Annotated in this window: 31 protein-coding genes, 1 rRNA gene and 1 riboswitch; of the genes, 3 read left to right on the top strand and 29 right to left on the bottom strand. The window is 47.6% G+C overall.

Annotated features, from left to right (window positions below):
* Nucleotides 1-20 precede the first annotated feature (20 nt).
* The 13 genes from mfd to yabG all read right to left on the bottom strand — a co-directional run bounded on the left by mfd (nt 21) and on the right by yabG (nt 11,544).
* Nucleotides 21-3,548 carry a transcription-repair coupling factor gene (gene mfd / locus AC6ESP_RS24605; protein ID WP_497099375.1) on the bottom strand — a complete coding sequence of 1,176 codons (3,528 nt, stop codon included), beginning with the start codon at nt 3,546-3,548 and terminating at the stop codon, nt 21-23.
* A gap of 213 nt (nt 3,549-3,761) precedes the next feature.
* Nucleotides 3,762-3,992: an anti-sigma-F factor Fin gene (fin, locus tag AC6ESP_RS24600; RefSeq protein ID WP_497099374.1), complete on the bottom strand. Its 231-nt coding sequence runs from the start codon at nt 3,990-3,992 to the stop codon at nt 3,762-3,764.
* Between the two features lie 64 nt (nt 3,993-4,056).
* Nucleotides 4,057-4,617, bottom strand: coding sequence for an aminoacyl-tRNA hydrolase (pth, locus tag AC6ESP_RS24595; RefSeq protein ID WP_497099373.1), 561 nt, complete (start codon nt 4,615-4,617; stop codon nt 4,057-4,059).
* 16 nt (nt 4,618-4,633) lie between these two features.
* Nucleotides 4,634-4,768 (bottom strand): hypothetical protein, encoded by a 135-nt coding sequence (locus tag AC6ESP_RS24590; RefSeq protein WP_497099372.1) that lies wholly within the window; start codon nt 4,766-4,768, stop codon nt 4,634-4,636.
* 12 nt (nt 4,769-4,780) lie between these two features.
* A complete protein-coding gene (locus AC6ESP_RS24585) occupies nt 4,781-5,431 on the bottom strand; it encodes a 50S ribosomal protein L25 (RefSeq protein ID WP_497099371.1) in 651 nt (216 codons plus the stop codon).
* Nucleotides 5,432-5,516: 85 nt separating this feature from the next.
* On the bottom strand, nt 5,517-6,920 hold the full coding sequence (gene glmU, locus AC6ESP_RS24580; protein ID WP_497099370.1) for a bifunctional UDP-N-acetylglucosamine diphosphorylase/glucosamine-1-phosphate N-acetyltransferase GlmU: 1,404 nt from the start codon (nt 6,918-6,920) through the stop codon (nt 5,517-5,519).
* 210 nt (nt 6,921-7,130) lie between these two features.
* Nucleotides 7,131-7,415 (bottom strand): septation regulator SpoVG, encoded by a 285-nt coding sequence (gene spoVG, locus AC6ESP_RS24575; protein ID WP_497099369.1) that lies wholly within the window; start codon nt 7,413-7,415, stop codon nt 7,131-7,133.
* A 130-nt stretch (nt 7,416-7,545) separates the two neighbouring features.
* Nucleotides 7,546-7,926, bottom strand: coding sequence for a RidA family protein (locus tag AC6ESP_RS24570; protein ID WP_497099426.1), 381 nt, complete (start codon nt 7,924-7,926; stop codon nt 7,546-7,548).
* A gap of 49 nt (nt 7,927-7,975) precedes the next feature.
* A complete protein-coding gene (gene purR, locus AC6ESP_RS24565; RefSeq protein ID WP_497099368.1) occupies nt 7,976-8,803 on the bottom strand; it encodes a pur operon repressor in 828 nt (275 codons plus the stop codon).
* Between the two features lie 82 nt (nt 8,804-8,885).
* Nucleotides 8,886-9,740, bottom strand: a complete 855-nt coding sequence (gene ispE / locus AC6ESP_RS24560; protein WP_497099367.1) for a 4-(cytidine 5'-diphospho)-2-C-methyl-D-erythritol kinase — start codon at nt 9,738-9,740, stop codon at nt 8,886-8,888.
* Between the two features lie 132 nt (nt 9,741-9,872).
* Nucleotides 9,873-10,061, bottom strand: a complete 189-nt coding sequence (locus AC6ESP_RS24555; protein ID WP_497099366.1) for a small, acid-soluble spore protein, alpha/beta type — start codon at nt 10,059-10,061, stop codon at nt 9,873-9,875.
* Between the two features lie 149 nt (nt 10,062-10,210).
* Nucleotides 10,211-10,486: a biofilm formation stimulator Veg gene (gene veg / locus AC6ESP_RS24550; RefSeq protein WP_497099365.1), complete on the bottom strand. Its 276-nt coding sequence runs from the start codon at nt 10,484-10,486 to the stop codon at nt 10,211-10,213.
* A 155-nt stretch (nt 10,487-10,641) separates the two neighbouring features.
* On the bottom strand, nt 10,642-11,544 hold the full coding sequence (yabG, locus tag AC6ESP_RS24545) for a sporulation peptidase YabG (protein ID WP_497099364.1): 903 nt from the start codon (nt 11,542-11,544) through the stop codon (nt 10,642-10,644).
* A gap of 204 nt (nt 11,545-11,748) precedes the next feature.
* Here yabG and AC6ESP_RS24540 point away from each other — a divergent pair, with 204 nt between their 5' ends.
* On the top strand, nt 11,749-11,958 hold the full coding sequence (locus tag AC6ESP_RS24540; RefSeq protein WP_497099363.1) for a hypothetical protein: 210 nt from the start codon (nt 11,749-11,751) through the stop codon (nt 11,956-11,958).
* 48 nt (nt 11,959-12,006) lie between these two features.
* Here AC6ESP_RS24540 and rsmA read toward each other — a convergent pair whose 3' ends face one another.
* The 5 genes from rsmA to AC6ESP_RS24515 form a co-directional block, all read right to left on the bottom strand.
* Nucleotides 12,007-12,909 (bottom strand): 16S rRNA (adenine(1518)-N(6)/adenine(1519)-N(6))-dimethyltransferase RsmA, encoded by a 903-nt coding sequence (gene rsmA / locus AC6ESP_RS24535; protein WP_497099362.1) that lies wholly within the window; start codon nt 12,907-12,909, stop codon nt 12,007-12,009.
* A gap of 7 nt (nt 12,910-12,916) precedes the next feature.
* Complete coding sequence (gene rnmV, locus AC6ESP_RS24530; protein WP_497099361.1) at nt 12,917-13,462, bottom strand: ribonuclease M5; 546 nt, start codon at nt 13,460-13,462, stop codon at nt 12,917-12,919.
* A 182-nt stretch (nt 13,463-13,644) separates the two neighbouring features.
* Complete coding sequence (locus tag AC6ESP_RS24525; protein ID WP_497099360.1) at nt 13,645-14,793, bottom strand: resuscitation-promoting factor; 1,149 nt, start codon at nt 14,791-14,793, stop codon at nt 13,645-13,647.
* 244 nt (nt 14,794-15,037) lie between these two features.
* A riboswitch (cyclic di-AMP (ydaO/yuaA leader) is annotated at nt 15,038-15,242 on the bottom strand.
* Nucleotides 15,243-15,426: 184 nt separating this feature from the next.
* Nucleotides 15,427-16,200 (bottom strand): TatD family hydrolase, encoded by a 774-nt coding sequence (locus AC6ESP_RS24520; RefSeq protein WP_497099359.1) that lies wholly within the window; start codon nt 16,198-16,200, stop codon nt 15,427-15,429.
* A gap of 29 nt (nt 16,201-16,229) precedes the next feature.
* Nucleotides 16,230-17,525: an HD domain-containing protein gene (locus AC6ESP_RS24515; RefSeq protein ID WP_497099358.1), complete on the bottom strand. Its 1,296-nt coding sequence runs from the start codon at nt 17,523-17,525 to the stop codon at nt 16,230-16,232.
* Nucleotides 17,526-17,802: 277 nt separating this feature from the next.
* Here AC6ESP_RS24515 and AC6ESP_RS24510 point away from each other — a divergent pair, with 277 nt between their 5' ends.
* The gene (locus tag AC6ESP_RS24510; protein ID WP_054025791.1) at nt 17,803-18,057 is read left to right on the top strand and encodes an AbrB/MazE/SpoVT family DNA-binding domain-containing protein; all 255 of its coding nucleotides are present in this window, start codon (nt 17,803-17,805) and stop codon (nt 18,055-18,057) included.
* A 132-nt stretch (nt 18,058-18,189) separates the two neighbouring features.
* Here the strand turns inward: AC6ESP_RS24510 and rsmI are convergent, their stop codons facing one another.
* The 10 genes from rsmI to AC6ESP_RS24460 all read right to left on the bottom strand — a co-directional run bounded on the left by rsmI (nt 18,190) and on the right by AC6ESP_RS24460 (nt 25,459).
* The gene (gene rsmI, locus AC6ESP_RS24505; RefSeq protein WP_497099357.1) at nt 18,190-19,077 is read right to left on the bottom strand and encodes a 16S rRNA (cytidine(1402)-2'-O)-methyltransferase; all 888 of its coding nucleotides are present in this window, start codon (nt 19,075-19,077) and stop codon (nt 18,190-18,192) included.
* Between the two features lie 8 nt (nt 19,078-19,085).
* Entirely contained in the window at nt 19,086-19,736 is a 651-nt protein-coding gene (locus AC6ESP_RS24500) for a tRNA1(Val) (adenine(37)-N6)-methyltransferase (protein WP_497099425.1), read from the bottom strand.
* Between the two features lie 111 nt (nt 19,737-19,847).
* Complete coding sequence (locus AC6ESP_RS24495; protein ID WP_497099356.1) at nt 19,848-20,267, bottom strand: initiation-control protein YabA; 420 nt, start codon at nt 20,265-20,267, stop codon at nt 19,848-19,850.
* 35 nt (nt 20,268-20,302) lie between these two features.
* Nucleotides 20,303-21,106: a PSP1 domain-containing protein gene (locus AC6ESP_RS24490; protein WP_497099355.1), complete on the bottom strand. Its 804-nt coding sequence runs from the start codon at nt 21,104-21,106 to the stop codon at nt 20,303-20,305.
* Between the two features lie 3 nt (nt 21,107-21,109).
* Nucleotides 21,110-22,087 carry a DNA polymerase III subunit delta' gene (gene holB, locus AC6ESP_RS24485; RefSeq protein ID WP_497099354.1) on the bottom strand — a complete coding sequence of 326 codons (978 nt, stop codon included), beginning with the start codon at nt 22,085-22,087 and terminating at the stop codon, nt 21,110-21,112.
* Between the two features lie 37 nt (nt 22,088-22,124).
* Nucleotides 22,125-22,568, bottom strand: a complete 444-nt coding sequence (locus tag AC6ESP_RS24480; protein ID WP_497099353.1) for a YaaR family protein — start codon at nt 22,566-22,568, stop codon at nt 22,125-22,127.
* Between the two features lie 16 nt (nt 22,569-22,584).
* On the bottom strand, nt 22,585-22,914 hold the full coding sequence (gene darA, locus AC6ESP_RS24475; protein WP_497099352.1) for a cyclic di-AMP receptor DarA: 330 nt from the start codon (nt 22,912-22,914) through the stop codon (nt 22,585-22,587).
* Nucleotides 22,915-22,951: 37 nt separating this feature from the next.
* Nucleotides 22,952-23,596 carry a dTMP kinase gene (tmk, locus tag AC6ESP_RS24470; RefSeq protein WP_497099351.1) on the bottom strand — a complete coding sequence of 215 codons (645 nt, stop codon included), beginning with the start codon at nt 23,594-23,596 and terminating at the stop codon, nt 22,952-22,954.
* Nucleotides 23,597-23,703: 107 nt separating this feature from the next.
* Nucleotides 23,704-25,176, bottom strand: a complete 1,473-nt coding sequence (locus AC6ESP_RS24465) for an aminotransferase class I/II-fold pyridoxal phosphate-dependent enzyme (RefSeq protein ID WP_497099350.1) — start codon at nt 25,174-25,176, stop codon at nt 23,704-23,706.
* A 91-nt stretch (nt 25,177-25,267) separates the two neighbouring features.
* Nucleotides 25,268-25,459 carry a sigma factor G inhibitor Gin gene (locus AC6ESP_RS24460; protein ID WP_497099349.1) on the bottom strand — a complete coding sequence of 64 codons (192 nt, stop codon included), beginning with the start codon at nt 25,457-25,459 and terminating at the stop codon, nt 25,268-25,270.
* A 222-nt stretch (nt 25,460-25,681) separates the two neighbouring features.
* Between AC6ESP_RS24460 and AC6ESP_RS24455 the strand changes: the two genes are divergently transcribed.
* Complete coding sequence (locus AC6ESP_RS24455) at nt 25,682-26,212, top strand: transposase (RefSeq protein WP_497099348.1); 531 nt, start codon at nt 25,682-25,684, stop codon at nt 26,210-26,212.
* A 109-nt stretch (nt 26,213-26,321) separates the two neighbouring features.
* Here the strand turns inward: AC6ESP_RS24455 and rrf are convergent.
* Nucleotides 26,322-26,424: ribosomal RNA gene (rrf, locus tag AC6ESP_RS24450) — 5S ribosomal RNA — on the bottom strand; the annotation flags it as partial.

The raw sequence follows: 26,424 nt of genomic DNA, 5'->3' as shown, positions 1-26,424 counted from the left end.
CCTATAAAGCGAATTTTATGTTAGGTAGCCGCGTCCTGAAGCTCTTCCTCAGCTATCCTTGCTTCTTTATATTGCTTCAAAAACTGCTCTAATAATTGCAGCTTTTGATCCATCTCGAGGCCCTTCCCACGCAGCATAATGCTCGGGTTGGGATCTTGAGCGCTGCCTTGGCGGAACCTGTTCTCGTAACGCAGGCAGAGCTGGTCGACCTTCTTCTTGTCGATCCGCTTCTTCTCGCGCTCGGAGAAGCGTACAATAAGGTCTTCTGCTTTGTGGCTAATCTGTTCAATGCCGTACATAGCCCCATACACCTTCAGTCGCGCTACAGACAACAGGTTATCTACGGCTTGCGGCAGGTTGCCGAAGCGGTCGATAATTTCCTCGCTCAGATCATCTGCCTCTTCGAAGGTGCGAACAGCTGCCACCTTCTTGTATATCTCGATTTTTTGAATGCTGTCATAAATATAATCCGAAGGCAAATATGCGTCGATGCTCACATCGATCAGTGTGCTGACCTGACGCTCCTCTTTGACCTCTACACCTTCCATCTCAGCCTTCCGCTTAGCAATCTCATCCGCCAGCATCTGAGAATACAGATCGAAGCCAACGGAGGCAATGAACCCATGCTGCTCCGCACCGAGCAGATTGCCCGCTCCACGAATAGCTAGATCCCGCATAGCGATCTTGAAGCCAGAGCCCAGCTCTGTGAACTCCTTGATCGATTGCAGACGCTTCTCCGCAACCTCCGTCAGCACCTTATCCCGCTGATAAGTGAAGTAAGCATAAGCGATTCGGTTCGAACGACCGACCCTTCCTCTGAGCTGATAGAGCTGGGAAAGGCCCATTTTATCCGCATCATGGACGATTAGCGTATTCACGTTAGGGATATCTACACCTGTCTCAATAATACTCGTACTCACAAGCACATCTGACTCCCCGTCAAGGAAATCGAGAATGGTCTTCTCCAGCTCCTGCTCCGACATCTGCCCATGTCCTACAGCTACCTTGGCATTAGGCACTAACGAATTGAGCAGCTCCGCCATCTGATAGATGCCTTGAACTCTGTTGTACAAGTAATAGACCTGGCCTCCACGAGCAAGCTCACGTTCAATCGCCTCCCTGACAAGGGAAATGTTATGCTCCACCACATACGTCTGCACAGGGAACCTGTTCTCTGGCGGCGTCTCAATAACCGACAGATCACGCACACCGAGCATGGACATATGCAGCGTCCGCGGAATAGGCGTCGCCGTTAGTGTCAGCACATCCACATTCGCCTTCAGCTTCTTCAGCTTCTCCTTATGCGATACGCCGAACCGCTGCTCCTCATCCACAATGAGCAGTCCAAGGTCTTTGAATATAATATCCTGCGACAATAAACGATGCGTGCCGATCACGACATCGACAGCTCCCGTCTTAAGGCCCTTCATCGTCTCGTTCTGCTCTTTGCGGGAGCGGAAGCGACTGAGCACCTGAATATTGAATGGATAGCCGGAGAAGCGCTCACGGAACGTCTCGTAATGCTGCTGCGCAAGAATCGTTGTTGGAACGAGTACAGCAACCTGCTTGCCTTCTATAGCAGACTTGAATGCGGCACGAATCGCTACCTCTGTCTTGCCGTACCCAACGTCTCCGCATAGGAGTCGATCCATCGGCTGCGTTTTCTCCATGTCCTTCTTGATTTCCTCAATGGCCCGCAGCTGATCCCGCGTCTCATCATACGGGAACATTGCCTCGAATTCCTGCTGATAAGCTGAATCCGGACTGAAGGCGAACCCAGGCGCTGCCTGACGATGCGCATACAGCTTAATCAGATCATCAGCAATATCCTGCACGGAAGCGCGTACCTTCGTCTTCGCTCGGACCCATTCGCTGCCGCCAAGCTTATTAATCTTCGGCTCTCTCTCCTCGTTGCCGACATACTTCTGAATCATATCAACCTGTTCAATAGGAACAGACAGCTTATCTCCACCAGCATATATAATGTGCAGATAATCTTTATGGATTCCGGCAATCTCCAACGTGCCAATACCGACGTATTTACCTATACCATGATTCTGATGGACGACATAATCGCCAACCTTCAGCTCGGTATAGCTTTTGATCCGCTCAGCATTATCGATCTTCTTATCCATCCGGCGTGCCTTACGCTGCTTCTGCGAGAACATCTCACCCTCAGTAATCACAACGAGATGCGAGGAAGGCAGCTCGAAGCCGGATTGCAGGTTGCCCTCAATCAGTACTGGCGGTTCTATGCTGTAATCCTGCAGGACACGGCGCATCCGCTCCATTCGCTCGGCATTGCCGGCGAGCATCATGACATTCGCACCCGTCTTACGCCAGCGGTCCATCTCAGCCTTCAAGACGTTCATCTGTCCGTGGAAGTTCTGCATCGCACGGCTCGTCATATTCAGAATGTTCTGAGGCTGCGTGTGCGGAATTTGCCGGAGGAACAGAGATAAGAACAAGGTCGGGAAGGAACGCTGATATAGAATTTCCTCTGAAGCCCGCGCCAGAGCTAGACCAGGCAGTGACTTGCCGTTCTGCAGCAAATGTGTGGCCCATTCTACTTCATCCCGCTCCAGCTGGCGTGCCGTCTCGATCAGCCTTGTTGGCTCATCCATAATGAGCAGCGTGTCCTCAGGCAAGTAGTCCAGAATGGTCTGTCTCTCTGGGTAGAGCAAGGAAATATATTTATAGATTTCAGTAAAATATACATGCTCCCGCAGATTATCTATCTCGCCGCCCATTTCCACACGCAGCCGCTCTTTTGCCGTACGATCGGTCATTTTATCCAACTGCTGCTCCAGAAGAATGGCAGCATGATCTGCAGCGGCCGCGAAGCGGCGCTGATCAGCGAGAAGCTCCTGGCAAGGAGGAACGGTATATTCCTGAAGATTGTCCAGTGAGCGCTGATCCGCTGGGTCGAATGTGCGGATCGAGTCTACATCATCACCAAACCACTCTATTCGGTATGCATGAAGCGTCGTAAGCGGATAAAAGTCGACAATGCCTCCCCGTACGCTCATCTCACCCTTCGACTCCACCCGATCAACACGCGCATAGCCGATGGCGGACATCTGACGCAGGAAGGAATCTAGCGGTACGACGTCACCTACGCGCACGTCAATTTTGGACTCAGCCATGACTCCCTTGACAGGCAAATAGCGTCGAACCCCGGAGAATGGCACGACAACAATCCCGCGGAAGCCTTCGGACAGCTTAATCAGCACATCCATCCGCTGCGCCAGCGTCTCAGGACTCGAGATCGCCGCTTCTGCAGCTACCAGCTCATTGGCGGGGTATAATAATACATCATTGGAGGAGAAGCACTCCTGCAAATCCTCTGCAATCTTCTGTGCAGCATACATGTTATGCGTTACAACGAGCATCGGACGATCAAGCTCTTCCTTAACTGCCGCCACGAGCACTTGTCTAGAGGAGCCTGCGAGCCCTGATACCATCTGCTCGCGCATCCCTTTGCGAATACCGGCAATTATCGACTGAACATCCGGATCCGCGGCAAAAGCCTGTACTAATGCTTTCAATCGTCTAGGCACCCCGTTTCTATAAACAAGCGGAACGAATACTCCTTCTCTGGACGAGCGACAGCTGTTCTAGAGAAGAAGGATCACGTCCACGTTGATATTATCCACCTGCGATGGACAACCTCGAGCCTTCCTTGTTAAAGGATCGAAAAGAAGCCTCAGCAGCCATACGCTAAGGCTCTACAACATCGATCAGCCTGGAGCTGAACCCTGTTACTGCAGCGGGTTAACGACCAGCAGCAGCTCCGGATTCGCTTCCAGTGCCTCTCGGCAATAGTCACAAACCACTTTAACCGTCACATCACCGTTCAGGTTATACGCTATTATATCGCTGCGCTCTTCGGGGGTCAAGAAATGGAAACCGAGCTGCTGCTCGGATATTTCATTCCCGTTAATGGTCCCCATAGACGTGCGGCAGTGCCTGCAAATATAGTTCACAGCCATATGTATGCCTCCTGAAGAATAGTTATACCCTTCAGTATGTCCCGAATTGCCAGAGCTTAACGGTCTATAGATTAAACTTTGCCATCGTGTTCTCGAATGTAGCTTTGAGAGAATGCTCAGCCGCATCTGCCGATTGCTCGATCATGAGCTTAAGCAGCTCCTGTTCATTCTTCGGGAAGTTGTCCAGCACATAGTCTGCAATATTGCGCCCAGGCTGCGGCCGTGAGACTCCCATTCGAATCCGATTGAATGATTGTGTTCCCAAATGCTGAATAAGCGATTTGATGCCATTATGACCGCCGGCGCTGCCTTGATAGCGAAGTCTTATTTTGCCAACCTCAGTATCCAGATCATCATAAATGACCAACCCGTCCGATAGCTCTGCTTTAAAATAGTCCAAGAAACCACGTACGGATTCTCCAGATAGATTCATGTATGTCATCGGCTTGATTAGTACGACCTTCGTCCCTTGTACATTGCCTTCGCCAATTAATGCTTTGCATTTGTTCTGCGTTACCTGTATCCCCCAGCGTTTGGCCAGCTCATCAATAACCATAAAGCCAACATTATGCCTTGTTCCTTGATAAGCAGTTCCCGGGTTTCCCAGTCCTACAATCCACTTCATGTCCATAACTCCATTCCTAGCTTACTAGCTTGATGCCGTCCTTGTTCATTTCTACACGATAACGGGATTCCCCTGCCAGTACGCCTTGAAAAACAGGAAGAAACGGTATATTTCTCCCACCACGGGGAGGAATATACCGCTCTTGTATCACTAGGCTCCAATACTAGGATTGGTTAACCTCATCCATTTGTGCTTCTTTGGAACGGCTGGCAGCCTCTGTCGCCTCAACCGCTGCGTCCTCAGCTTCCTCTTCCGTAAGCTCTTTCTGCGGCGCCAAGATCGTCACGACGACCATATCACCGTCAGACAGCAGCTCTACTTCCTTAGGAACAATGACGTCTTTGACAAGCAGATTGCTGCCAACCTCAAGGTCAGCTACATTCACTTCGATATATTCAGGTATTTGTCCTGGCAAGCATTCGATATCAAGCTCATGCTGCATCAGTTGAAGAATACCGCCTTCGCGGACACCATTCGCTTCCCCGACAATTTCAACGCGCACCTGCGTCTTGACGGATTCATTCATATTAATCTGATGTAGATCCACATGAAGTACTTTACGCGACAGCGGTTCACGCTGAATATCCGTAATCATAACAGGCTGCTTGCCCGCAGACGGAATAGTAAGCTCCAAGACGGCATTCGGATGCGACCTGAGTAATGCCAGCAGTTCCTTTTCCTCCAGCGCTATAGAAGTCGGAGCAGCGAGCTGCTTGCCATATACAACGCCAGGAACTTTACCGCTTTTTCTTAACGTGTGGAGCTCACCCTTGGTTCGGGTTACTCTTGTTTCGGCGGTCATCGGTATGGACATAGTGGAAACCTCCCAGTAAAGTCAATTTCCATATAACTTTACCCATCCCAGCCTAATATTAAACAAGCCTCGCCGAATTAACGAGCTATTCCCCTTTCTTGCTTCTTTCTTTTTTCGCTTTGGCACGCGCACGGATCTTATCAGCGTACCCCTGTTTGTTCTCTTGCCGCTGACGGGCAATAGCAAGATCGCCAGCAGGCACATCATGAGTAATCGTTGAACCAGCGACCACATACGCGCCATCACCGAGCTTCACAGGAGCAATCAGGTTCACATTACTGCCAACGAATGCCCCATCACCAATCTCTGTCACGAATTTATTGTAGCCGTCATAGTTAACTGTGATGGCTCCACAGCCGATATTAACGTCCTTGCCGACTATTGCATCACCAACATAGCTCAGATGAGAAACCTTGCTGCCATCACCTAGAGTGGCATTTTTGAGCTCAACAAAGTCACCAATCTTACACCCTACGCCGAGCTTCGAGCCTGGACGCAGATTCGCATATGGCCCTACAGCACTCTCATCACCAACGATGGAATCCGCAACGACCGAATACTTGACTGTTACGCCATTCCCGACCTCAGAATCCGTAATATCGGCATTCGGACCGATGATGCAGTCTTCGCCAATAATCGTTGTGCCTCGAAGCACGGTACCCGGATACACAACGGTATCTGCGCCTATCTTCACATCCGCTTCTATATAGGTCGATGCCGGATCAATGAAAGTAACCCCCTCAAGCAGATGCTTGCGGTTAATGCGCTCACGCATATAGCGCTCTGCCTCAGCAAGTGCGACCCGGTCGTTAACACCAATCGCTTCAGCCAAGTCATTCGTACAGTAGCCCTGTACCGTCTCCCCTGACTCTCGGAAAATACGAATAACATCGGTCAAATAATACTCGCCCTGTGCGTTATTGTTAGTAACCTTAGCAAGTGCAGCGAACAGCTTGCGGTTGTCGAAGCAATACGTGCCTGTATTAATCTCTTGTACCGCTGCTTGCTCTGGCGAACAATCCTTCTGCTCGACTATACTTTCTACTCCCGCCGAAGCGCCGCGAATCACACGCCCATAGCCAGTGGGGTCTTCGAAAATAGCCGTTAATACCGTTGCGGCAGCAAGACTTGATGTATGAAGCTCCAGCATCGCTTGAATCGTGTCAGCACGCACGAGAGGCGTATCGCCGCAGATGACTATTGTTGTTCCCTCTTCAGAGCCGATAAGCTCCTCCGCTTGACGAACGGCATGCCCTGTACCAAGCTGCTGCTCTTGAAGCACGTATTCCGCCTCATCACCCAAATAACCTTTAACCGCATCAGCCCCATGTCCGACGATAACGACGGACCTTTCGCTTGCTGCTTCCTTCACTGTCTGCAAGACATGTGCTACCATCGGCTTGCCGCTTACTTTATGAAGCACTTTATATAGTTTCGATTTCATACGCTTGCCCTGACCTGCAGCAAGCACAATCGCCATAATCTTCAACCGTAATTCCTCCCAATCAACCTGTTTTGTATGAATATATCCCATTACGGACAAAAAGAAAAGAGAGCCTTTCGGCTCTCCTCTCTTATGTCACCCCTACAGAAACAGCTTCCCGTCCCCGTCTGAGGACGAATGGAACATTCACGATAGAGATAGATTACATGATAGAAGAAATCTCCTAACCCGTATGTATCTCCCCAAAACGATAGGCTAAGCTCCTTCTTCAATTGCCACTTCTTCAATTGCTGCACGCTCATATTCTGCGAGCACAGCTGCTTGAATCTTCTCCCGGGTTGTCGAAGAAATCGGGTGAGCTATATCCCGGAATTCTCCATCTGGCGTACGCTTGCTAGGCATTGCAACAAACATTCCATTGTTACCGTCAATAACACGAATATCGTGAACGACGAATTCGTTATCAATGGTGATGGAAGCAATAGCTTTCATGCGTCCTTCCGAATTTACACGGCGGAGTCTGACATCAGTAATTTGCACTTGTGTTCACCACCTTTGCCTATCTGAGACTTGGTGTATACTTCCACGTTTTTATGCAAATTCCTTCTATTTTTTTGCCAAAATAATGCTCTATTTAAAATATTTTTTTTAATTTGAATCTTTTTCGTTACTATTCGACATTTGTCGATGCAATGAGCTCAATTTCGACAAGAACATCCTTCGGCAGCCTTGCTACCTCTACGGCTGAACGAGCCGGTTTGTGCTCTCCGAAATAGGAAGAATAGATGCCATTAACCGTTACAAATTGATTCATATCCTTCAAGAATACAGTCGCTTTCACCACGTCAGAGAACGTAGCCCCCGCCGCCTCAAGAACGGCTTGCAGGTTACGGAACACCTGATGAGTCTGCTCTTCGATTCCACCCTCAATGAGCTCGCCTGCAGCGTTAAGAGGAATCTGACCGGAAGTAAACAGCAGTCCCCCGAGCTTAATTGCTTGTGAGTATGGACCGATAGCAGCTGGTGCTTGGTCTGTAGAAATCACCTTTATTTCCTTCTGTGTCACTTCAATTCCCAACCCTTCATTATGGTTATCGTCTTTAGCTTCTGAAGTAATTGCCCGGAATCACCGTCGTCTGCTTCGTCTTCATATCAACCGCAGTCAATTTCGCCAGTGAGATATAATCCTCTAGCAATCTCTCCTCCAATTCTACTTCGCCAGACTCGACGAATACACCTACTCCTGCGACGGTTGCTTTAAATTCATATAGCAAATCCATCATCCCCTGGATAGTGCCTCCGGCTTTCATGAAATCATCGATAATAAGCACTCTGGATTGCTCCTTAAGCGCACGCCTCGCAAGAGACATCGTCTGTATCCTCTTGTTCGAGCCTGATACGTAATTAATGCTTACCGCCGAGCCCTCCGTTACCTTATTGTCTCTACGGACAATGACGACCGGCAGGTTCAGACATGCTGCCGTTGCATAGGCAAGCGGAATGCCCTTCGTCTCCACCGTCATAATCACATCAATATTTCGACCAGCAAATGCTGTTGCGAACATTCGTCCGATATCAGCGAGAAGTTCCGGTTGACCAAGCATATCCGTTATATACAAATAACCGCCTGGAAGCACCCGTTCGGGCTGCTCCAGCTGGCGGCAAATGTTATTCATAATCGAAAGAGCGGTAGACTCATTCATCTTTGGAGTGAACCTGACGCCGCCAGCAGCTCCCGCCAGCGTGTTCAATTCACCGATTCCCTCTTCCTCGAATACCTCTTTAATAATCGCCAGATCCTCACTAATGGAAGATTTGGCCGACTGATAGCGGTCAGCAAATGCTGTCAAAGATATTAACGTGTGGGGACGACTTAGCAAATATTGCGTCATTTCTACCAGTCTTGCGCTTCGTTTTAATTTTTTCAACGACATCTACCCCCACTAAACCCGAATAATATAATGACAATATAACATTTTTATACGGATTTAATCAAGAAAAACGTCAGCATTATGTAAGCATTCTTACCACGTAGACTTCTTTGCAGAAACCTCTTAGTCCATTGTAGATACGCGCCAGCTTGGCCTCCTTGGATACAAGACCGAACACCGTCGGCCCGCTTCCTGACATCAGCACACCATCAGCACCCAGACGCTGCATAATATCTTTTAGCTGCCTTACTTCAGGATATAGGTCCAAGGTAACACTCTCTAGCACATTACCCAGACCTGCGCATATATCAGTGAATGAGCCGCGTTTAATAGCTGAGACCATCTCCTCTGTTGAGGGATGATGCGCCAGCTCAGAAGCTCTCAGCTTGCCATAGACATCTGCTGTAGACACATTGATTGGAGGCTTGGCGAGCACGACCCAGCACTGAGGCGGGTTCTGAATAGGCTCTAGCTTTTCTCCACGTCCTCTAGCAATGGCAGTCCCCCCTGTTACACAGAAAGGAACATCAGAGCCAAGCTCTGCACCAAGCGTGCACAGCTCCTCCTCTGGAATTTGAAGATCCCATAGGCGATTAAGCCCACGCAGCGCTGCTGCAGCATCACTGCTTCCTCCAGCAAGACCCGCTGCTACAGGAATTTTTTTATCCAGATGAATGTAGACTCCCTTGCGTACATCATAGCGATCTTTAATTAGCTTGGCCGCTTGAAAAGCCAAGTTTTTCTCATCTAGCGGTATATACCCAGCTTGACTTGAGATAATGATCGTGTCGCGCGGCAGCTCTTCCATCTCCAAGCGGTCTGCCAAATCAACCATCGTCATAATCATTTCAACTTCATGGAAACCGTCTTCACGCTTTCTCATGACGTCGAGCATCAAATTTATTTTAGCTGGAGCTTTTTCATAAATTTTCATCGCAAGCTCTCCCGTTCGTATCGTTAGCTTAAGCAACATTATAACAAACGGAAACAAGAAAAGCTAAGAAGACGAGGGCGTATTGCATACCCCGTATTCTTAGCTGAGGAATGAGAACTTTGAAATAGCCGCTTAAGGCTGGTCTGACTTGGCTGCAGCGGCCTGTTCAGCGAGCTGTATCGCTCGTTTCACCATGTTTCCTGCGTCACTTGATTTAATACCGCCCCACCCTTCCTTCTGCACTGTATCGTAGAATCCTAAGTCCTTCGCCAACTCGTACTTCAACTGCTCCGACATGATACTGCGTTTTCTCCGACTCATCTTCGTTCCTCCTTGAACCGTTAGAATGAAAGGTGCTTCGGCTTAGTATGTTCTTAGGCAGGCAATCTATTCCCTTCGTTATAAAAAAAAAAAAACGAGGATGGCATTGAGCCATCCGCGCCTAATATTGCCTTACGGCATCTATAAATCTAATGTTGAATATGGGTAATTCGCACTTGACCTTCATCATTGCATACGGTGACTTCTACTGACTCCGTCAGAATGTCCGCATAACTGTAAGAGACACGCTTAAAGGCATGTGATTCCTGATCCAGCTTGACAATGAAGACAGAAGGGTAGGTTTCTTCCAACGTGCCGGTACGTTCGATGGTCTTTCGCCGGCCACCGTTAGCTCGAAGACGAATTTTGGAACCAACATGAGCTTCCAAATTGCGTTTAATATCCAATAGCGCATTTTTTGCCATTGTCCACTACCACCTCTTTCCTTGTCCATTATAACCAAAAAGAGGTGGCTTGTCAAATAAGGCAAAATATTATATCAGCCAGGTTATTTAGTTGTCAACGGAGAAATCACCCATTTTTTCTAATTCGACGAATATTTCATGAAATTCTGGGCAAATTACAAAGTTGTTTTCACTGAAGTCTTCAAAGATGTGGATGCAGCGGTCACTTTGGGCTTCGGTAAACCCACGCGATAACGGCCCATTGTCTCTATACCGCCCACCCCATCAATGCCGCTAATCGTACCATGTATAACATCTGACAGATCTATAGTGTCCTTAATGGACGTATAGCTTGCTTTAATAGCAATGTAACAAGGGTCAAGGGCGTGAATCAATATGCGCCCCGGCGAACTGGCGAAGTTCGATCCGGTCTGCAGCAATGCCTCGAAGTGAGATTGGCATGCTCCGGATATGACAATCAGATTATCACGATTCTTCTCATACTGTCTGGCCACTTGCACGGCGTTCACGAAATTTTGTGAATTTTTGTAGCTGCTGAGGCTATACAGATCTTCTCCTGCGCGGTTCTTGAGAACACCATCATGTCCGGTAATAACAACGATATCTGGCTTCACCTGCGGCAGCAGCGTATAGAGCAGATCTGCCATCTGCGATTCATGCGCATGAACGCCATGTGCAGGAACTTGCATTGTCTGATATAACTGCATGCTTTTTCTCAAATAGTTCCCATCGCCATCCAAATGCAGCACTTTTCCAGGCACTTCGAAATAAGGCTGAGTCTGCTGCAGGGCATGCCGGATGACATCCTCTGTCTGAATAGCCTGCCGCTCTCTCTGCTCCCGCATCCGAGTTAAGGAATCATTCACTTTTATTCTCACTTGCTGTCTCGCCTTCGTCGAATCCGGGTCACGTACAACCGATAAATCAGGAATTGGCGCATCCGCAAGCAATCGGTAGTCCGTGCCTTTCAGTACGGCGTGATGGGTCTGAACAGCTTCAACTTGGAACAGCACGTCACCGCCATACGATTTGCGGACGACCAGGTCCCCTTGCTTCATGGGTGAATCACCTCTTCGTCTATCCTATGGGTGAAAAGGGCGGAATGTGCAATGGCAACTGATATTGCTTATTCAGCCTTTCCATGGAACGGGTATCTTCTTACGGCCGCTGTTGTTTTTCCTTTGCACGAACGTATCTTCTAAGGTGGCAAAGGAAAAACAAAGGCGGGCGCTTCGCTCCTCCAGAAGATACCCTTATCCTTGTTGGCACGCAATAAGCATCACGGTCGCTTCCCCATTCCGCTAAGGGGAATGGGGGAGCCTTGCTTGCCTTGGCACGCTGCGGCCCGTTTAACCTCTGCATCTACGCTTACTTTGGCGTGCTGCGGTCCAGTCAGAAGTGCATGGAGCGCTCAGGATGCTCCTGAACGCGGAAAAGCCGCTGACGAGACCTATGTGGTCGTCAGTGGCTGATAATGAGATAACGCGCTGTAATGGCGCTGCAGAGGGCTTGTACGCAATTTAACCGTTCCAGCCTACATTTAGGAAGGCTCGGCTTATACGGGCGAATTCCTCAAGGGAGAGTGTTTCTCCGCGTCGGATCGGGTCAACGTCACATGCCTTCAGGATTTGGGTAAGCTCCTCGCGGCGTTCTTTCCCGGAGAATACAGTCAGATTGTTAGCCAGCGTCTTACGGCGCTGTGCGAAGCTGGACTGCACGACGCGGAAGAAATGGTCCTCATCCGGTACGTCTACAGCAGGCTTCTCGCGAAGAGCCAGCTTAATAACCGCCGAGTCTACATTCGGCTGCGGAATGAATACCGTATGCGGCACAATACATACGAGCTCAGGCACACAGTAGTATTGAACAGCAACGCTTAGGCTGCCGTATTCCTTGCCTCCTGGCTTCGCCGCCATCCGCTCTGCTACTTCCTTCTGAATCATGACAACGATGTTCTCTAAGGGAAGCCGCTCCTCCAGCAGCTTCATCAAGATCGGAGTCGTCACATAATAAGGCAAGTTGGCCACGACGCTTACACCTGACACATCAGTGAAGCGCTCTTCGAATAACTGCTTCAGATCAATCTTCAGTACGTCACCATGAACGACCTCAACATTCGTCTCCGCTTCCAGTACGTCCTTAAGAATCGGAATAAGACGATTATCGATCTCGACAGCTGTTACTTTACCTGCGGCCGCCGCCAAATGCTGGGTAAGCGCTCCGATGCCTGGACCAATCTCCAGCGCACCTTTTGTTTCATCAAGCCCTGCAGCCTCAACAATTTTGTGAAGGATATTCTGATCAATGAGAAAGTTCTGACCGAGGCTTTTCTTGAAAGAGAAGCCGTACTTGGCAATAATCTCTTTGGTGCGTCTCGGCGTTGCCACCTCTGCTGCCTTCAACTGCTGTTCCTGTCCACTCACTAACCGATCACTCCTGTCCCTGCTCCATCTTGCGCAGCGCCTCTATAAATTCATTCCTTGTAATACGGAAGCTCGTACAACGCTTGAAAAATTGCTTGCCGTTGGCATAACCGATCCCTAGCTGCTTGCCCATAACGAGACGACGATTGGCCGCATCAGGGTGAACAATAAGTCCCGCTTCCATCAGGTCATCCCATGTAATCTCGCCTTCGCCCTCAGGCGTCTCCGTCCGAAGCTCAGACAATGCTTGTCTTATCGCATCCGGGCTGGCATTCTCAATACCAATATCACCCTTGTACGAAGCCTGCTCCTGTGGTAAAAAAGCATGCTTGCAGCCTGGTACGCGCTGTGCCACGATTTTACGAATACGCTCGCCCGCATGATCCGGATCCGTGAAGATGATCACGCCCCTGCGTTCTTGCGCCAGCTCAATGCGACGCAGCACATCCTCGCCAATCGCAGACCCATTCGTCTCAATGGTATCGGCTTCTACAGCCCGTTTCACTGCTGCTGTGTCATCTTTGCCTTCTACTACAATGATCTCCTTAATCAACAAGAACATCCCTTTCTGAACAAAAGAAAGTGCAACCTTCACTCCGGTGCACGCGTCTATATTTTACCGAGCCAATTACTCCTACAGATAGGCCCATGAACAGACAAAAAGAAGAGGCTGTGCCTCTTCTTATAATGGCATATTTAGCTGATAATTACGATAGCATTAAGCAGATAGTCTTTTTAGCTTGCAGACGGTTTGTTCGGCCCAAGTACATATACCGTATACCCTTTTTTCCTGCCGAACTTCGTTGCAATTTTGTTGCTGTCGAAGTAGACGTCAATCTTATTGCCTTTGATCGCGCTGCCTGTATCCTCCGCTCGGCGGAATCCAATACCTTCGATATAGACCCACCAGCCGATAGGAATAACCTTCGGATCAACAGCTATCGTGCGCCCCTCCTGCACTTTAGCACCGGATGCGGTAATACCGTACTGAGGATGGTCTTCATCCTTGCCGGTAGATTGCACACCAGCTGTATAGGCAGTTAGAGTAACGTTCTTAATCACTTTTTTGGCTTTGAACGTAACGCCGCTTTTCGTGTAGGTTGCTACACTCGGACTACTGCTTGAGAGTACCTGCACGAGCTGTTCAGGCTTCTTCGTTCCGACGGCAACCACTTGATTAACAGCCTTTGTCTCCACAACCTTATTTACAATTTTCTCAGAGACGAGTACACCGTTCTCGTACCGCTCCTCGATTTGCTCAACAACGAGACCTTCCTTACCGGTCTGCACCAGCTTCTCCTTACCCTCTTCCAGGGTAGGATCTTGCTGCTTCACGATAGAGAACGGCGTCGTACGCTCATTCTCAGACACCTTCTTGTCAACGCGAGTGACGGTTACCTTCAAGTCCTCAGCGACTAGTGTGCTAAGCGATGGCGATACCTTATCTTGATCACGTACAGGAATATTTAATTCCTCAATCGCCGCTTGCACGGTCTTCTCCGTCGTGTACACCGTTGATGTCTTGCCATCAGCTGTTACGATAACCGGAACCGCGAAGTTAATCTCCACTCGGTCTCCGTCCTTGATGGATGCATTCAGAGGTGCGGAAACCTCGTCATGTGGTCCAACCGTAATAGCTTGTTCATCCAGTAGGCGTTGCAGGACCCATTGTTTTGTTTTCACAACAGTTTCTTGTCCATTCACTACTACGGATACGCTCTTCTCAGACGATCCGTACAACAACACCAAAAACATGAAAGTCATAGCGATTGAGATAATTGCACTCAGAAAAATCAAACGCAAGTTTTCACGCTTCCATCGCAATGCGAAAGACATGCTGGATGATCGTTTCCCATGGGTCTCCTTAGCTTGGATAATGCCCACTTCATCGGTCCTCCTTCATAGCCCCGCCGCCTAGTGTGACGCATGATTACAACTGACGCGACTATAGTATATTGGCGTGCATAACACGCTCCAGTATTTTCTTACCTCGCAACCTCCTAGATTTACCCTATGTCGACCGTTTCTGCATTATTCGAAAATAAAAAGAAGCCGTCGACAGAGGATCTGTATCGTGGCTTCCCGGATGGTCTAATAGACTTCAGGAATGATGAATGCACGAGGTTGATCGCTCTCTATAACACGCTTGCGAGGTTAGCTGTCGGGTTCGGGTAAGAGAGATACCCTATCCACGGACTCAATGCTCATGGCAATGGCCGCGTAATTCACCCCTATGAAGAATTCAAAACACCCTCCGCGATGCCTTAGGCTTGTCACGAATTAAGTGCCTGGTTCCCCCGCTCTCAGTAATTGAGATTAAGCGTAAACTGGAAATCCAATACAAAAATTTAAAGCTCTGAAATGAATCATACCTTCCACCGCGGTCAGTTGTAAAGATGAGATAAAAGACGATTTTAGCGAAATTATAGGATTAACATGCAAAAAAAAGCCAATTTCAGCGACAAAGTTTAGTTTTATCGCTGTAAAGGTCTTTATTTCTCTCGTTTTGAGCTGTTATTAAACAATACCAAAACATTTTTTACCGTTTTCGCTAGTAATTTTAGCTATTTCATCCTTAGATTTTCCTGTTATTTCAGCTGCGGCCTCTGCCACAAGGGATACATAGGAGGTCTCATTTCTCTTCCCTCTAAATGGATGAGGTGTAAGATATGGGGAATCCGTCTCGATTAATAAACGGTCCAGAGGAACCTTCGCAAGCACCTCTTTTGGCACCTTCGCATTCTTAAAAGTTACGGGTCCTCCGAACGAAATATAGAAGTTCATATCGAGGCATTGTTTCGCTGTTTCCCAGCTGCCGGAATAGCAATGCATAACCCCTCCGACCTCTGCCGCATTTTCCTCTTTCAACAGCCTCAGGATATCTTCATGAGCCTCGCGATTATGAATCACAATCGGCATCTTTAATCGTTTGGCCAGCCTGATCTGCTCCCTGAATACACGCTGTTGAACCTCTTTCGGTGACGTATCCCAGTGATAATCGAGCCCAATCTCTCCAATAGCAACCACTTTCTCATGCGCACATAGCCGCTCAATCCATGCCAAATCCTCAGGCTGCATATCGATACTGTCTACAGGATGCCAGCCTACCGCTGCATAGATGAATTCATATTGCTCGGCAAGTGCTATCGTCGTCGGAATTGTCTCCCGGTTGAAGCCGATATTGATCATTAAGTCGACGCCTGCTGCACGTGCTCTGTCAATAACTTCTGCGCGGTCACTGTCGAAATTCGGTGAGTCCAAATGGGTGTGTGTGTCGAATAAAGAAATCATTGTGTAACAAATCTCCTTCTAATAATAAGCTATATTTTGAAGAGCTCTTTGACCGCATCGCTGAGCTGATCTGCTGCTGCCAGCAGCGGCTCCTCAGGATAGTACAAATGGTACTGGCCTTGGTGCAATCCAGTGATGGAAGTCACGATGTCGGATTTAGCAGATATTTCAATGATTTGTTCGTGCTCATCCAGCAGCAATATCGGCGCTTTCTCTTCTTTTCCCCCTTTTTTCGAGTCAGGGCGGTACACGTCATAAGGCTGATCAAAAGGGAAATCAATCTCCATATGATAGTCCGGATTTAGGCCGATTTGAACGAACTCTCGTTGTACTTCTTCTAATAAAGTGTCACCTGGATCATCTATGGTTATGTACTTGTATAGACGTCGGTTAAGGAATCGATTACATAGCTCTGACAGAAGACAATCCTGCTCCTCCTCCCATTCAATAAAGGCAGCCTGCACATAAGCTTCATCCAGCTTCAAATACTCATTAACCGTAATCGTATTATCGAGCAGACTCTTGATTGGGGCCGGCATCCACTTGAAGCTATACTGCTCGGTATACAGCTCCTTCGCTCTGCGGAATATTTGCCTCAGAATGATTTCGGAGCTCCTTGTTACGGGATGGAAGTAAATTTGCCAATACATCTGGTAACGTGACATGAGATAATGCTCAATGGCATGCATACCACTCTCCTTGACGACGATCTTTCCTTGAACAGGACGAAGTACACGCAGAATTCTTTCGAGGTCAAAGTTGCCATAATTAACGCCTGTGAAATAAGCATCTCTAAGCAAATAGTCCATTCGGTCCGCATCCATCTGACTCGAGATAAGGCTAATGACAATGGGGTTAGGATAGGTCTTCTGGATAACAGCTGCAACCTGCTGAGGGAATTGCTCCGATACCCCGCGCAATACGCGGTTGACTTCTGTGTCCTCTAGTAGAATATTGCATGTCCATTGCTCATGATGTGTATCAAAGACTTGCTCTAATGAATGTGAGAAGGGACCGTGTCCGACATCATGAAGAAGTGCTGCACATAACGCGAGCAGCCGTTCCTCTCGGGGCCATCCTGGATAATCGTTTCTCTCGAACTGAGAAATAATCTTCCTTGTAATCTCATACACGCCAAGAGAATGAGAGAATCTACTGTGCTCTGCGCCATGGAACGTTAAGTAAGAGGTGCCTAATTGGCGTATTCTTCTTAACCGTTGGAACTCTTTCGTATTTACCAAATCCCAAATCGTCTGATCCTGCACATAGATATACTTATGAACCGGATCTTTAAACACTTTTTCTTCGGTTAATTGCTGATTCATTCGCCATTTCCACTCCTTTTGTTCATGGTTTCGACACAAAACGATCCCTAAATGTCGAATAGTGTCGTAATTTAGTTTCCAAAATGTCGAAGCTGTTGTATTCTATACTAAGATTAATATGACCTTACTATATAGTCAAATTCCCTTAAAGTCGCTATTTATCGACGATAATCGTTGTTGACTATTATGGGAATCGTTGGTATTATAGTAGACATAAAAATAGAAACTATGTCGAATAGTGACGAAATTCACTTTTTGAGAGGGGAAACAAATTATTATGATGAAATCTACTGGTATTGTACGGAAAGTCGATGAGCTGGGACGGGTCGTTATTCCGATTGAGCTTCGTCGTACGCTTGGTATTGGAGAAAAAGATGCACTTGAGATTTATGTAGACGGCGAGCGCATTATGCTGAAGAAATATGAGCCTGCTTGTATCTTCTGTGGCAACGCTGAGAACGTGTCTTACTTCAAAGGAAAAATTGTTTGCCATGTTTGTCTATCAGAAATGCCTACACCTGTGACAAAATAAGAAATATATAGTATAATCAGATTATTCAACTAGTTAATTCTAACCTTTTTTATATTCCTTGATGCCTTCCTGTGCTAGAACCCGGCCAGGAGGGTCTTTTTTTTGTTTGAAGGTATGGGAATAACGCAGTGATCAACGATTCACTGCGTTATATACATCCCGTTTAGAAAGTGCTCGATCCATCGCTGTTTTCTTAATCGCTTCTTTGCGATCACATTCCTCTTCATAATGAGCAACATGCTCTTCTAAGCTCATATCGATCCACCATGCGCTCTCACTTGCTGCCAATTCTGCTGCTCCAGCTTCTGCCCCTTCAATAATGAGACAATACTCCCCAAGCGGAGGATGCTCAGCAATCCAAGCTATACACTCAGATACGGTTCCACGAGCTGCTTCCTCATGACGCTTCGTAATTTCACGTATCATAGCCATACGCCGATCTCCGAGGCCCTCTAGTAACGCATCCAGCGTCTTACGCAGCCGATGAGGCGACTCGTACATCATAAGTGTCCCTTCTTGATTTTGAAGACGCTCCAGCCATTTGGTGAGTGACCTCTTATCTCGTGGAGGAAATCCCGTGAAGAAGAAGCGTTCTGTCGGTAATCCCGAGATAATTAATGCAGACAATGCAGCATTCGCTCCTGGTATAGGAACGACTGTAATTCCCTGCTCCACAGCTTCAGCTACAAGATCGGCTCCGGGGTCTGATACTGCCGGCAGACCTGCATCGCTTACAAGGGCAATGGATTGTCCTTCCAAAAGAAGACGAATAAGCTCGCTCCCACTTGCCTGCTTGTTATGTTCATGGTAGCTTACGATACGCGTTGCTATCTCGTAATGCGTAAGCAGCTTGCGTGTCTGTCTTGTATCCTCAGCGGCAATCAGCTGAACTTCCTTCAAGGTGCGAATTGCCCGGAATGTCATATCCTCCAGGTTGCCAATCGGTGTGCCTACTAGATATAAAATGCCCGATTGTCCTTGTGCTGGTCCCGTAAAGCTTTTCTGTATATTTACCATCATTGGCTCCTTTATTCGTACACCATGATCGGAGGCAGTAATCTTAGCTCCGGCTTCCCATCGCGAATAGCTTCAATTAATACCATGTTCGCTTCACCTTGCGCATTCGGATGAACGAACTGTACCCGCTTCGGTTCAAGCTTATGCTTGCGCATTGTCTCTATAATTTCAATAAACCTTGATGGACGATGAACCATCGCCACTCGGCCTCCTGGTCTAACAAGCCTTGTACAAGCCTGCAATACATCATCAAGCGTACAATGCACCTCGTGCCTAGCTATTGCGTAATGCTCATTCTCATTACGCTCGCCTGTCGTAACTGCCATATATGGAGGATTAACCGTTACAGCGTCATAAATACCATTGCCAGCCTGCTTAGCGAATACTCGCAGATCTGCTTCTATTATTGATATTTGTTCCCCCATCTGATTGAGCTCCACACTCCGCTTAGCCATATCAGCAAGGCGAGGTTGGATTTCAACCCCATCGATATGTGCCTTCGTTCTCGTCGTCAATAGCAAGGGGATAACTCCGTTGCCTGTACAAAGATCAATAACTTTGCCACGAATCGGCAGTGTAGCGAATTTGGACAACAGAACCGCATCCAAGGAGAAGCTGAATACCTCTCTGCTCTGAATAATGCGCAGGCCTGTGTCGGTCATTAGATCATCTAATCTTTCATTTTCTTCAAGCTTAATATGTTCTGACACGTCGCCCTGACTCCCTTAACATAAATATACCGCCCTCTTCGGAAAGGACGGTACAATGTTCTGTTATTTATTTAGGAAGGATAGACAGAACAAGCAATCCCCTTCCGTCCTCAAATGCCCGTAGTATACGTTGCAGATGTGGAAGCCTTCGTGATATAGCCTTGCAAGATTGTCATGGCCTTCGCCGACTTGATTAACAGCGGCTACGAACGGATCACCGGGAGCCTCTTCCGTGTTCACTGCAATTTCCTCACGTTGAACAGGCTGAGCCTCTTTTCCTTTGGACGCAGCAGCTACCGATTCACGCTGCGGAGCCGTTTCGCGCTTTAATATTTTGCGCAGGCGGTGATTCTCCATGCTAAGCTGCTTATTTTCTTCCAATAGTTCCTTCACTCGCTGCTTCAGGGCACCTAATTGCCCATGAAACTCACCCATACGGTTCTCGAGTTCATCCATTTGTATGAATATCTCTTTTTTCTCCAAGTTTCCACCCCAGAGCTTCAAGCATAGTCGTTCACTTACCTAATCACTACATCGTCCATTGAGAGTTCCTTCGGTTTACCCGATATATCGAACAGCTGCACATAAACCGATTTTGATGAGGCATTTATACCTGTTACTTTGCCTTCTCCATAGGAGGTAATCACAATTTTGCCGATAGCGGGCAATTCCTCACGCACGCTCTCGTAATTGTCATGCTCATATTTCAAACAGCACATCAGCCGACCGCATAATCCAGAAATCTTCGTAGGATTTAAGGATAAATTTTGGTCTTTGGCCATCTTAATGGATACCGGCTCGAAGTCACCTAACCAAGACGAGCAGCATAGTACGCGCCCACATGGTCCAATCCCGCCTAGCATCTTCGCTTCATCACGAACACCGATTTGCCTAAGCTCAATACGGGTACGGAATACGCTAGCCAAATCCTTCACCAGCTCACGGAAGTCAACTCTTCCTTCAGCCGTGAAGTAAAAAATGATTTTGTTGCGATCGAATGTGAATTCGACGTCAACTAGCTTCATTTTTAACTGATGGTCCCTGATCTTGTCCAAACAGGTAGTGAACGCAGTCTTTGCTGCTGCACGATTTTCTTCAACAACCTTTGCGTCTACCTCACTTGCAATTCGAATCACTTTCTTAAGTGGAAGGACAACATCCGATTCACCGACCTGCTTCTGTCCGACCACTACTTTGCCATACTCTATCCCCCGAGCCGTCTCGACAATCACATGCTGGTCCTTGTCCACGGGATGCAAGGCGGGATCGAAGTAATAAATCTTGCCCGCTTTCTTGAAGCGCACACCAACTACATTATACAAGGATTAGCCCTCCTGTAGGTTTACCAATAGTTGCTCTACTGCAAGCTGGGCCGATACATTAGAGCGAATGCGTTTACCTGCCTCCAGCGTATGCTCGATACAAGTGACCCAGCTCTCGATGGAACGATTGAACGCATGCTTACTTATCCAATCCAACTGATCTATATAAACCATGTTTTCTTGCCTTCCGGCCTGAAATTGAATCATATCTTTGAACCATAATACCATAAGAGATAACAACAGCTGCGGGTTGTCCGCTAAGTCTGTCTTGAAATACTGCTGTTGAACAGTAATCATCGCCGCGGTGAACCGGGTCAGACTCTCCTTACCTAATTGTATCACTACGTTTCTGATTTCTGCAAACGGATTCTGCTGGATGATTTCTCTAGCACCATCCAGACCAGAGCTTAGTTGTACAGCTGCTCGAGCTAGCGTAGGAGAAATCCCTTCGCCGACCAGAGCTTCCAGCATCTCCTCTGGAGAGAAAGGTAGGAAAGGGACCCACTGTGAACGCGATCGAATAGTTGGCAGTACAGCTTGTCCATTATCTGTGATAAGAATAGCGACAACCGGAGAGACCGGCTCTTCAAGAAACTTCAGCAAGCTGTTCGCTGCTTGCATCGTCATCGTCTCCGCCCGCTCAATCATATAGATTTTACGCTGTGATCCTGTTCCGCGATAGGACAGCTCTCGCTGCAGCTCGCGAATTTGGTCGATCTTAATGGATTGACCATCAGGTGAAATCGTTGTTAGATTGGGCTGGTTGCCACTATCAAACTTCCTACACTCCAAGCATTGATCACAGGCATCATCACCACCTGCCGAGCAAAACAAAGCTTTCGCGAACGCGCGTGCCATAGCCATTCTACCAGTTCCTGTTGGTCCACAGAATAAGTAGGCATGCGATACTTTGCCGCTCTGGAGGGCATGACGCAATATTCGCTTTGCTTTCCATTGTCCGGCTATTTGTTCCATGCTCATGCCGTTCGTAATCCTTCCTTCATCAAGCTATCCTAACCTAAAACATTAAATTAATGAGCAAGCCTCGGATTTCACCAAGCTTGCCTAGCAGCTCAAGCCTGCCATGCTCACTGTCCAGCAGCTCTTCTGCCATTGATACTAGCGCCGCATCGATCTCATCAAGCAGCTTATATCGTTTCGTACGGCCTCTACGGTCGAATCCACGCAGCTCCTTCAATCCGATTCCGCGTTTAACCGTATCTTCAAGAAATTGCTTAACCATCTGCCGATACAGCTTAAGCTCCCGTACAGTCATTGATCGTGCCAGGCGGTCGCCTTGCACGTGAATATCCTGCAGCTTCTGCTTGAGCTGCTCCTGTGTACGCTGAGCATCCTGATGGACCATAGCATCGGCAAAGCTTCTCATCGCCACCGGTTTCGTTGCTGCTTCATTCGTTGATCGATTCTGTCCTACAGGACGCCAACCTGGATCAATTTTCATTGTTGTTCACGCCCTATCAGAAATGTTCGAATCGTTCAACAGGAACAACGAATACCGCTGCGCCTCCAACTTGAACTTCTACAGGGAAAGGAATGTAAGAATCTGTAGAGCCTCCGATTGGGGATACAGGGGTAACCAGCTGGTCTCTAACCTTACAGTTCGCATTAATGACCTGAAGAACCTCATGCACGCGCTCATCCTCAATACCGATCATGAATGTCGTATTGCCTGCCTTCAAGAATCCACCGGTACTTGCAAGTTTAGTCGCTCTGAAGCCTGCTTTCACGAGTGCATTCGATAGCCGGTTGCTGTCCTTATCCTGAATAATCGCAATGACTAATTTCATCCTCATTCCTCCCATTTTGTTTATTCACCAATCTTGCTTAAGCCTTTGCCGATAGATCAAATCGACTGTCTATTACCGAGAGAACATCAGCAAGTACGATATCAGCTGTATGACCAGCATCCACACGTACGATTCGATCTGGATACCTAGTTAACAGCTTATGATAGCCTTCCCTTACCCGTTCATGGAATGCTATCGATTCCAGATCAAGACGATTCATCTCACGCTCTGACGATTGCATAATGCGAGTAAGACCAGCCTTAGGGTCTATGTCCATTAGAATCGTCAATTCCGGCATAGCGCCCTCAATCGCAAACCGATTGATAGACCATACCTCTTCCATGCCTAGTCCCCGCGCGTGGCCTTGATAAGCAAGGCTGCTATCTACAAACCTGTCGCATATGACGATCTGTCCGGCTTGCAATGCAGGTAGCACCTTCTCCACCAGATGCTGACGTCGTGATGCCGCATACAGCAGCGCTTCCGTTCTTGCATCCATTGCCGTATGATTGCGGTCTAATATAACGGACCGAATCTGTTCAGCTATAGGGATGCCGCCAGGCTCGCGGGTAACAACTACCGTTCTACCTCGCTGCTGCATCGTATGCGCCAATCGATCAATCAGTGTTGTTTTGCCGGCACCTTCGCCGCCCTCTATTGTAATGAAAATACCTTTATTCAACTTCGTATGGCTCCTAACCTTCACTAGTGGCAGATTTAATACCATTGCTGCCTAGTACCATTCTAACAAAGCAACTACCCTTGTACAATGAAGATTTACAGCATATGCTAACTTGTATACACTTCTATTGTTTTCATAGATGGATCAGAAGCGCCATGGAATTTCGCCCTATGCTCCGCCAGATGGCTGATATAGGCAATTGTTCCCTGCGTCAGATACTCCCCCGGATACACAATCGGAATGCCAGGAGGATATGGGATGACCATTTCTGCCGCTTGTAGGTGCAATGCTTCTGACAAAACTACTCTCGTCGTAGCCATGTTATTTTTTCTATGAAACATGACCGGCTCTTCCGATATTACCGACTGCTGCGGTGAGTCATCATATGCTGTATTGGCTATTACCCTGCTTGCTGTCGCTATAATCAATTCAATATGCTTGCAGACAGTTATCAGCTTCTCCACATCCGCTAGACTCGTCTTCAGGTGGAAGACCAGTACAACATGACGTGGATCGGCCATCTCAGCCCAACAGCCTTGTTCCTCAAGAAGCTTCTGAAGCTCGTAGCCGCTATAAGCACCAGTAGCATCCCATAATACAATTCGCAGTGGATCAAGTTGATTATAAGCAGCAGATGTATCGTTTAGCTGAATGGCCTTTAGAGCTGTTGAACCATTCAGTAACCATTCTCTGAATACTTCTGCTGAATCAATTCCCTCTTGGAACCAATTCGGCCCATTACGATCAATCATTGCTCGGGAAATATCTAACGAAGCCATTATTGGGAATGATGGGCTTGAGCTTTGCACAGTCGCCAGAGCTTGACGAACCTCTGACCTAGCAATCCGCTTTCCTTGAATATGAAGCATAGCCCCCATTGTCAGTGCCGTTAAAGTCTTATGTGTAGACTGAACCACAGCATCCGCACCCGATTGAATAGCTGAACGAGGGAGCGAAGGATGAAACCCATAATGTGCACCATGCGCTTCATCCACTAACAACAGTTTATTATGTTTATGTATAAGATCCGCATACGGCTCTAGGTTAACACTCATCCCGTAGTAATTCGGGTTCGTTAAGAAAACAGCTTTGGCCTCCGGATACCTCTCAAGAGCGGCCTTAACGTCGTAGAGAGCAGGAATAACGGCAAGAGCTGTCTGCTCATCCGTCTGAGGCATAACGAAGACTGCTCTAGCCCCTGCCAGTCTTAATCCGTTGATAACGGACTTATGGACATTACGCTGTACAATGACCAAATCTCCTGGCTCACATACAGCAAGTATTAACGCTATATTACCAGAGGTGCTTCCACCTACTAGAAAAAAAGTTTCTTCAGCTCCGAAGCAATCCGCAGCTAATTGCTGTGCTTCCGCAATCGATGCTTCAGGATGATGAAGATCATCAGTCGCCGATAGCTCCGTTGTATCCAGCCTCATAATGGCCGAGTACCACTCCTTCTCAGCACTGCTGTTTTCCCCCCATGCATGCCCATATTGATGACCTGGTACATGAAAGCTTATAGGATCTTGATTGGTGAGTTGGATCAGTGTATCGAATAGGGGGGCTTGCTTTCGATTCATAATAAGAATAATTCCCTTCTATAACTATCTTAAATCTATTGTAGCTAATTTCTGCAGCAAAAAAAAAGCGGCTTCTGCTAGCAGAGTCCGCTCAAGCGTTTTTTTCGATAAAGATTTGTTTCATCTGATGAATGAAAAAAGGGTATTTCGCATCTTTTACATCTGTTCGTACCATCTCTGCCTCGCATGGTTCGCATATAAACTCCGATACGATAAGGATTCCTTCATCTGGCGCCTTCTGCTGGCCGCATATTATACAATGTAGCTGGCGATGCTCCGACATAGATATCTCCGCCTTCCTGCTAACCTATATAGCTACTATTATGGCATATATTCTATCTGTTTATACTTGTTTCATAGCCCATTTCAAATATTTGTATATATTATGCAGCTTGCGCCCATTTGGTGATTTATTAATGAACTGTTTTTTCTGTAATCAGCTATGGAGAACTGATTAAGGGAAGCCGATATATCAAGTAGAACGTGTTAAGAAGGGATGTTACTGATGCGCCAATCTTTATCCGAACAGCATGCAGCAACCATATATCAATACCAGCTCGTCAAAAGAAAGATTATTCGTCCTGAGCTCATACAGAGTCATATACTCAGTGCAGCCATCATTCTTGCTTTTTTGCTGCTCATGTACGGTAGAACCGGACTATTCAGCTGGCTGTTTGGTTTCGCAATTGTCCAAGTTATCCATATCGTCATTCTGCTGCTTACCTTCATCCGTGTAGAAGACGCAGCTGATCGCAAATGGGTATGGGGTATAACACCGCCATGGTTTGGATTCAAACCCGCTAATGATATTATGCTGTCCTTATTCCGCAGAGTTCACCGCCATCTGCTGTGGATCGGCCTATGCGTAGCCTGCATTTTATATCCATGGATTAATGAATCCCTTATTATAAGCATTATCACTTGGCATCTATGGTTAGTCGTTCCGAGACTTATACTCTCCTTCTCCTTCCGCAAAGAACGCAAGGATGGTGTCCTCCGTCTTCAGAAGAACGAAGCATCTTATTATCATCGATAAAAAAGCCGCATTAGCTGTGTAAACTAGGCTAATGCGGCTTTCTATCTGTTTGCATTTATGTATATACAAACAAAAAAACCTGCCGCAATAATGCGACAGGCCTTCTCGTGCTTGGCGACGTCCTACTCTCCCAGGACCCTGCGGTCCAAGTACCATCGGCGCTGAAGGGCTTAACGGTCGTGTTCGGTATGGGAACGCGTGGTTCACCTCCG

This window comes from Paenibacillus xinjiangensis (assembly GCF_059686975.1).
Note: the sequence above shows the minus strand (reverse complement) of the source record. Positions and strands in the feature narration are given on the sequence as shown.

Excerpts from the sequence above, each read along its gene's own strand:
- rsmI (WP_497099357.1), bottom strand. The coding sequence starts at position 19,077 with ATGATGGTAAATATACAGAAAAGCTTTACGGGACCAGCACAAGGACAA.
- veg (WP_497099365.1), bottom strand. The coding sequence starts at position 10,486 with ATGGCAAAAAATGCGCTATTGGATATTAAACGCAATTTGGAAGCTCAT.
- pth (WP_497099373.1), bottom strand. The coding sequence starts at position 4,617 with ATGAAGTGGATTGTAGGACTGGGAAACCCGGGAACTGCTTATCAAGGA.
- AC6ESP_RS24585 (WP_497099371.1), bottom strand. The coding sequence starts at position 5,431 with ATGTCCATACCGATGACCGCCGAAACAAGAGTAACCCGAACCAAGGGT.
- holB (WP_497099354.1), bottom strand. The coding sequence starts at position 22,087 with ATGAGCATGGAACAAATAGCCGGACAATGGAAAGCAAAGCGAATATTG.
- AC6ESP_RS24480 (WP_497099353.1), bottom strand. The coding sequence starts at position 22,568 with ATGAAAATTGATCCAGGTTGGCGTCCTGTAGGACAGAATCGATCAACG.
- AC6ESP_RS24460 (WP_497099349.1), bottom strand. The coding sequence starts at position 25,459 with ATGTCGGAGCATCGCCAGCTACATTGTATAATATGCGGCCAGCAGAAG.
- AC6ESP_RS24455 (WP_497099348.1), top strand. The coding sequence starts at position 25,682 with ATGCGCCAATCTTTATCCGAACAGCATGCAGCAACCATATATCAATAC.
- AC6ESP_RS24555 (WP_497099366.1), bottom strand. The coding sequence starts at position 10,061 with ATGAGTCGGAGAAAACGCAGTATCATGTCGGAGCAGTTGAAGTACGAG.
- AC6ESP_RS24500 (WP_497099425.1), bottom strand. The coding sequence starts at position 19,736 with ATGACCGACACAGGCCTGCGCATTATTCAGAGCAGAGAGGTATTCAGC.
- fin (WP_497099374.1), bottom strand. The coding sequence starts at position 3,992 with ATGGCTGTGAACTATATTTGCAGGCACTGCCGCACGTCTATGGGGACC.
- AC6ESP_RS24465 (WP_497099350.1), bottom strand. The coding sequence starts at position 25,176 with ATGAATCGAAAGCAAGCCCCCCTATTCGATACACTGATCCAACTCACC.
- AC6ESP_RS24510 (WP_054025791.1), top strand. The coding sequence starts at position 17,803 with ATGATGAAATCTACTGGTATTGTACGGAAAGTCGATGAGCTGGGACGG.
- AC6ESP_RS24520 (WP_497099359.1), bottom strand. The coding sequence starts at position 16,200 with ATGATTTCTTTATTCGACACACACACCCATTTGGACTCACCGAATTTC.
- darA (WP_497099352.1), bottom strand. The coding sequence starts at position 22,914 with ATGAAATTAGTCATTGCGATTATTCAGGATAAGGACAGCAACCGGCTA.
- ispE (WP_497099367.1), bottom strand. The coding sequence starts at position 9,740 with ATGAAAATTTATGAAAAAGCTCCAGCTAAAATAAATTTGATGCTCGAC.
- yabG (WP_497099364.1), bottom strand. The coding sequence starts at position 11,544 with ATGAAGCAAGGGGACCTGGTCGTCCGCAAATCGTATGGCGGTGACGTG.
- AC6ESP_RS24515 (WP_497099358.1), bottom strand. The coding sequence starts at position 17,525 with ATGAATCAGCAATTAACCGAAGAAAAAGTGTTTAAAGATCCGGTTCAT.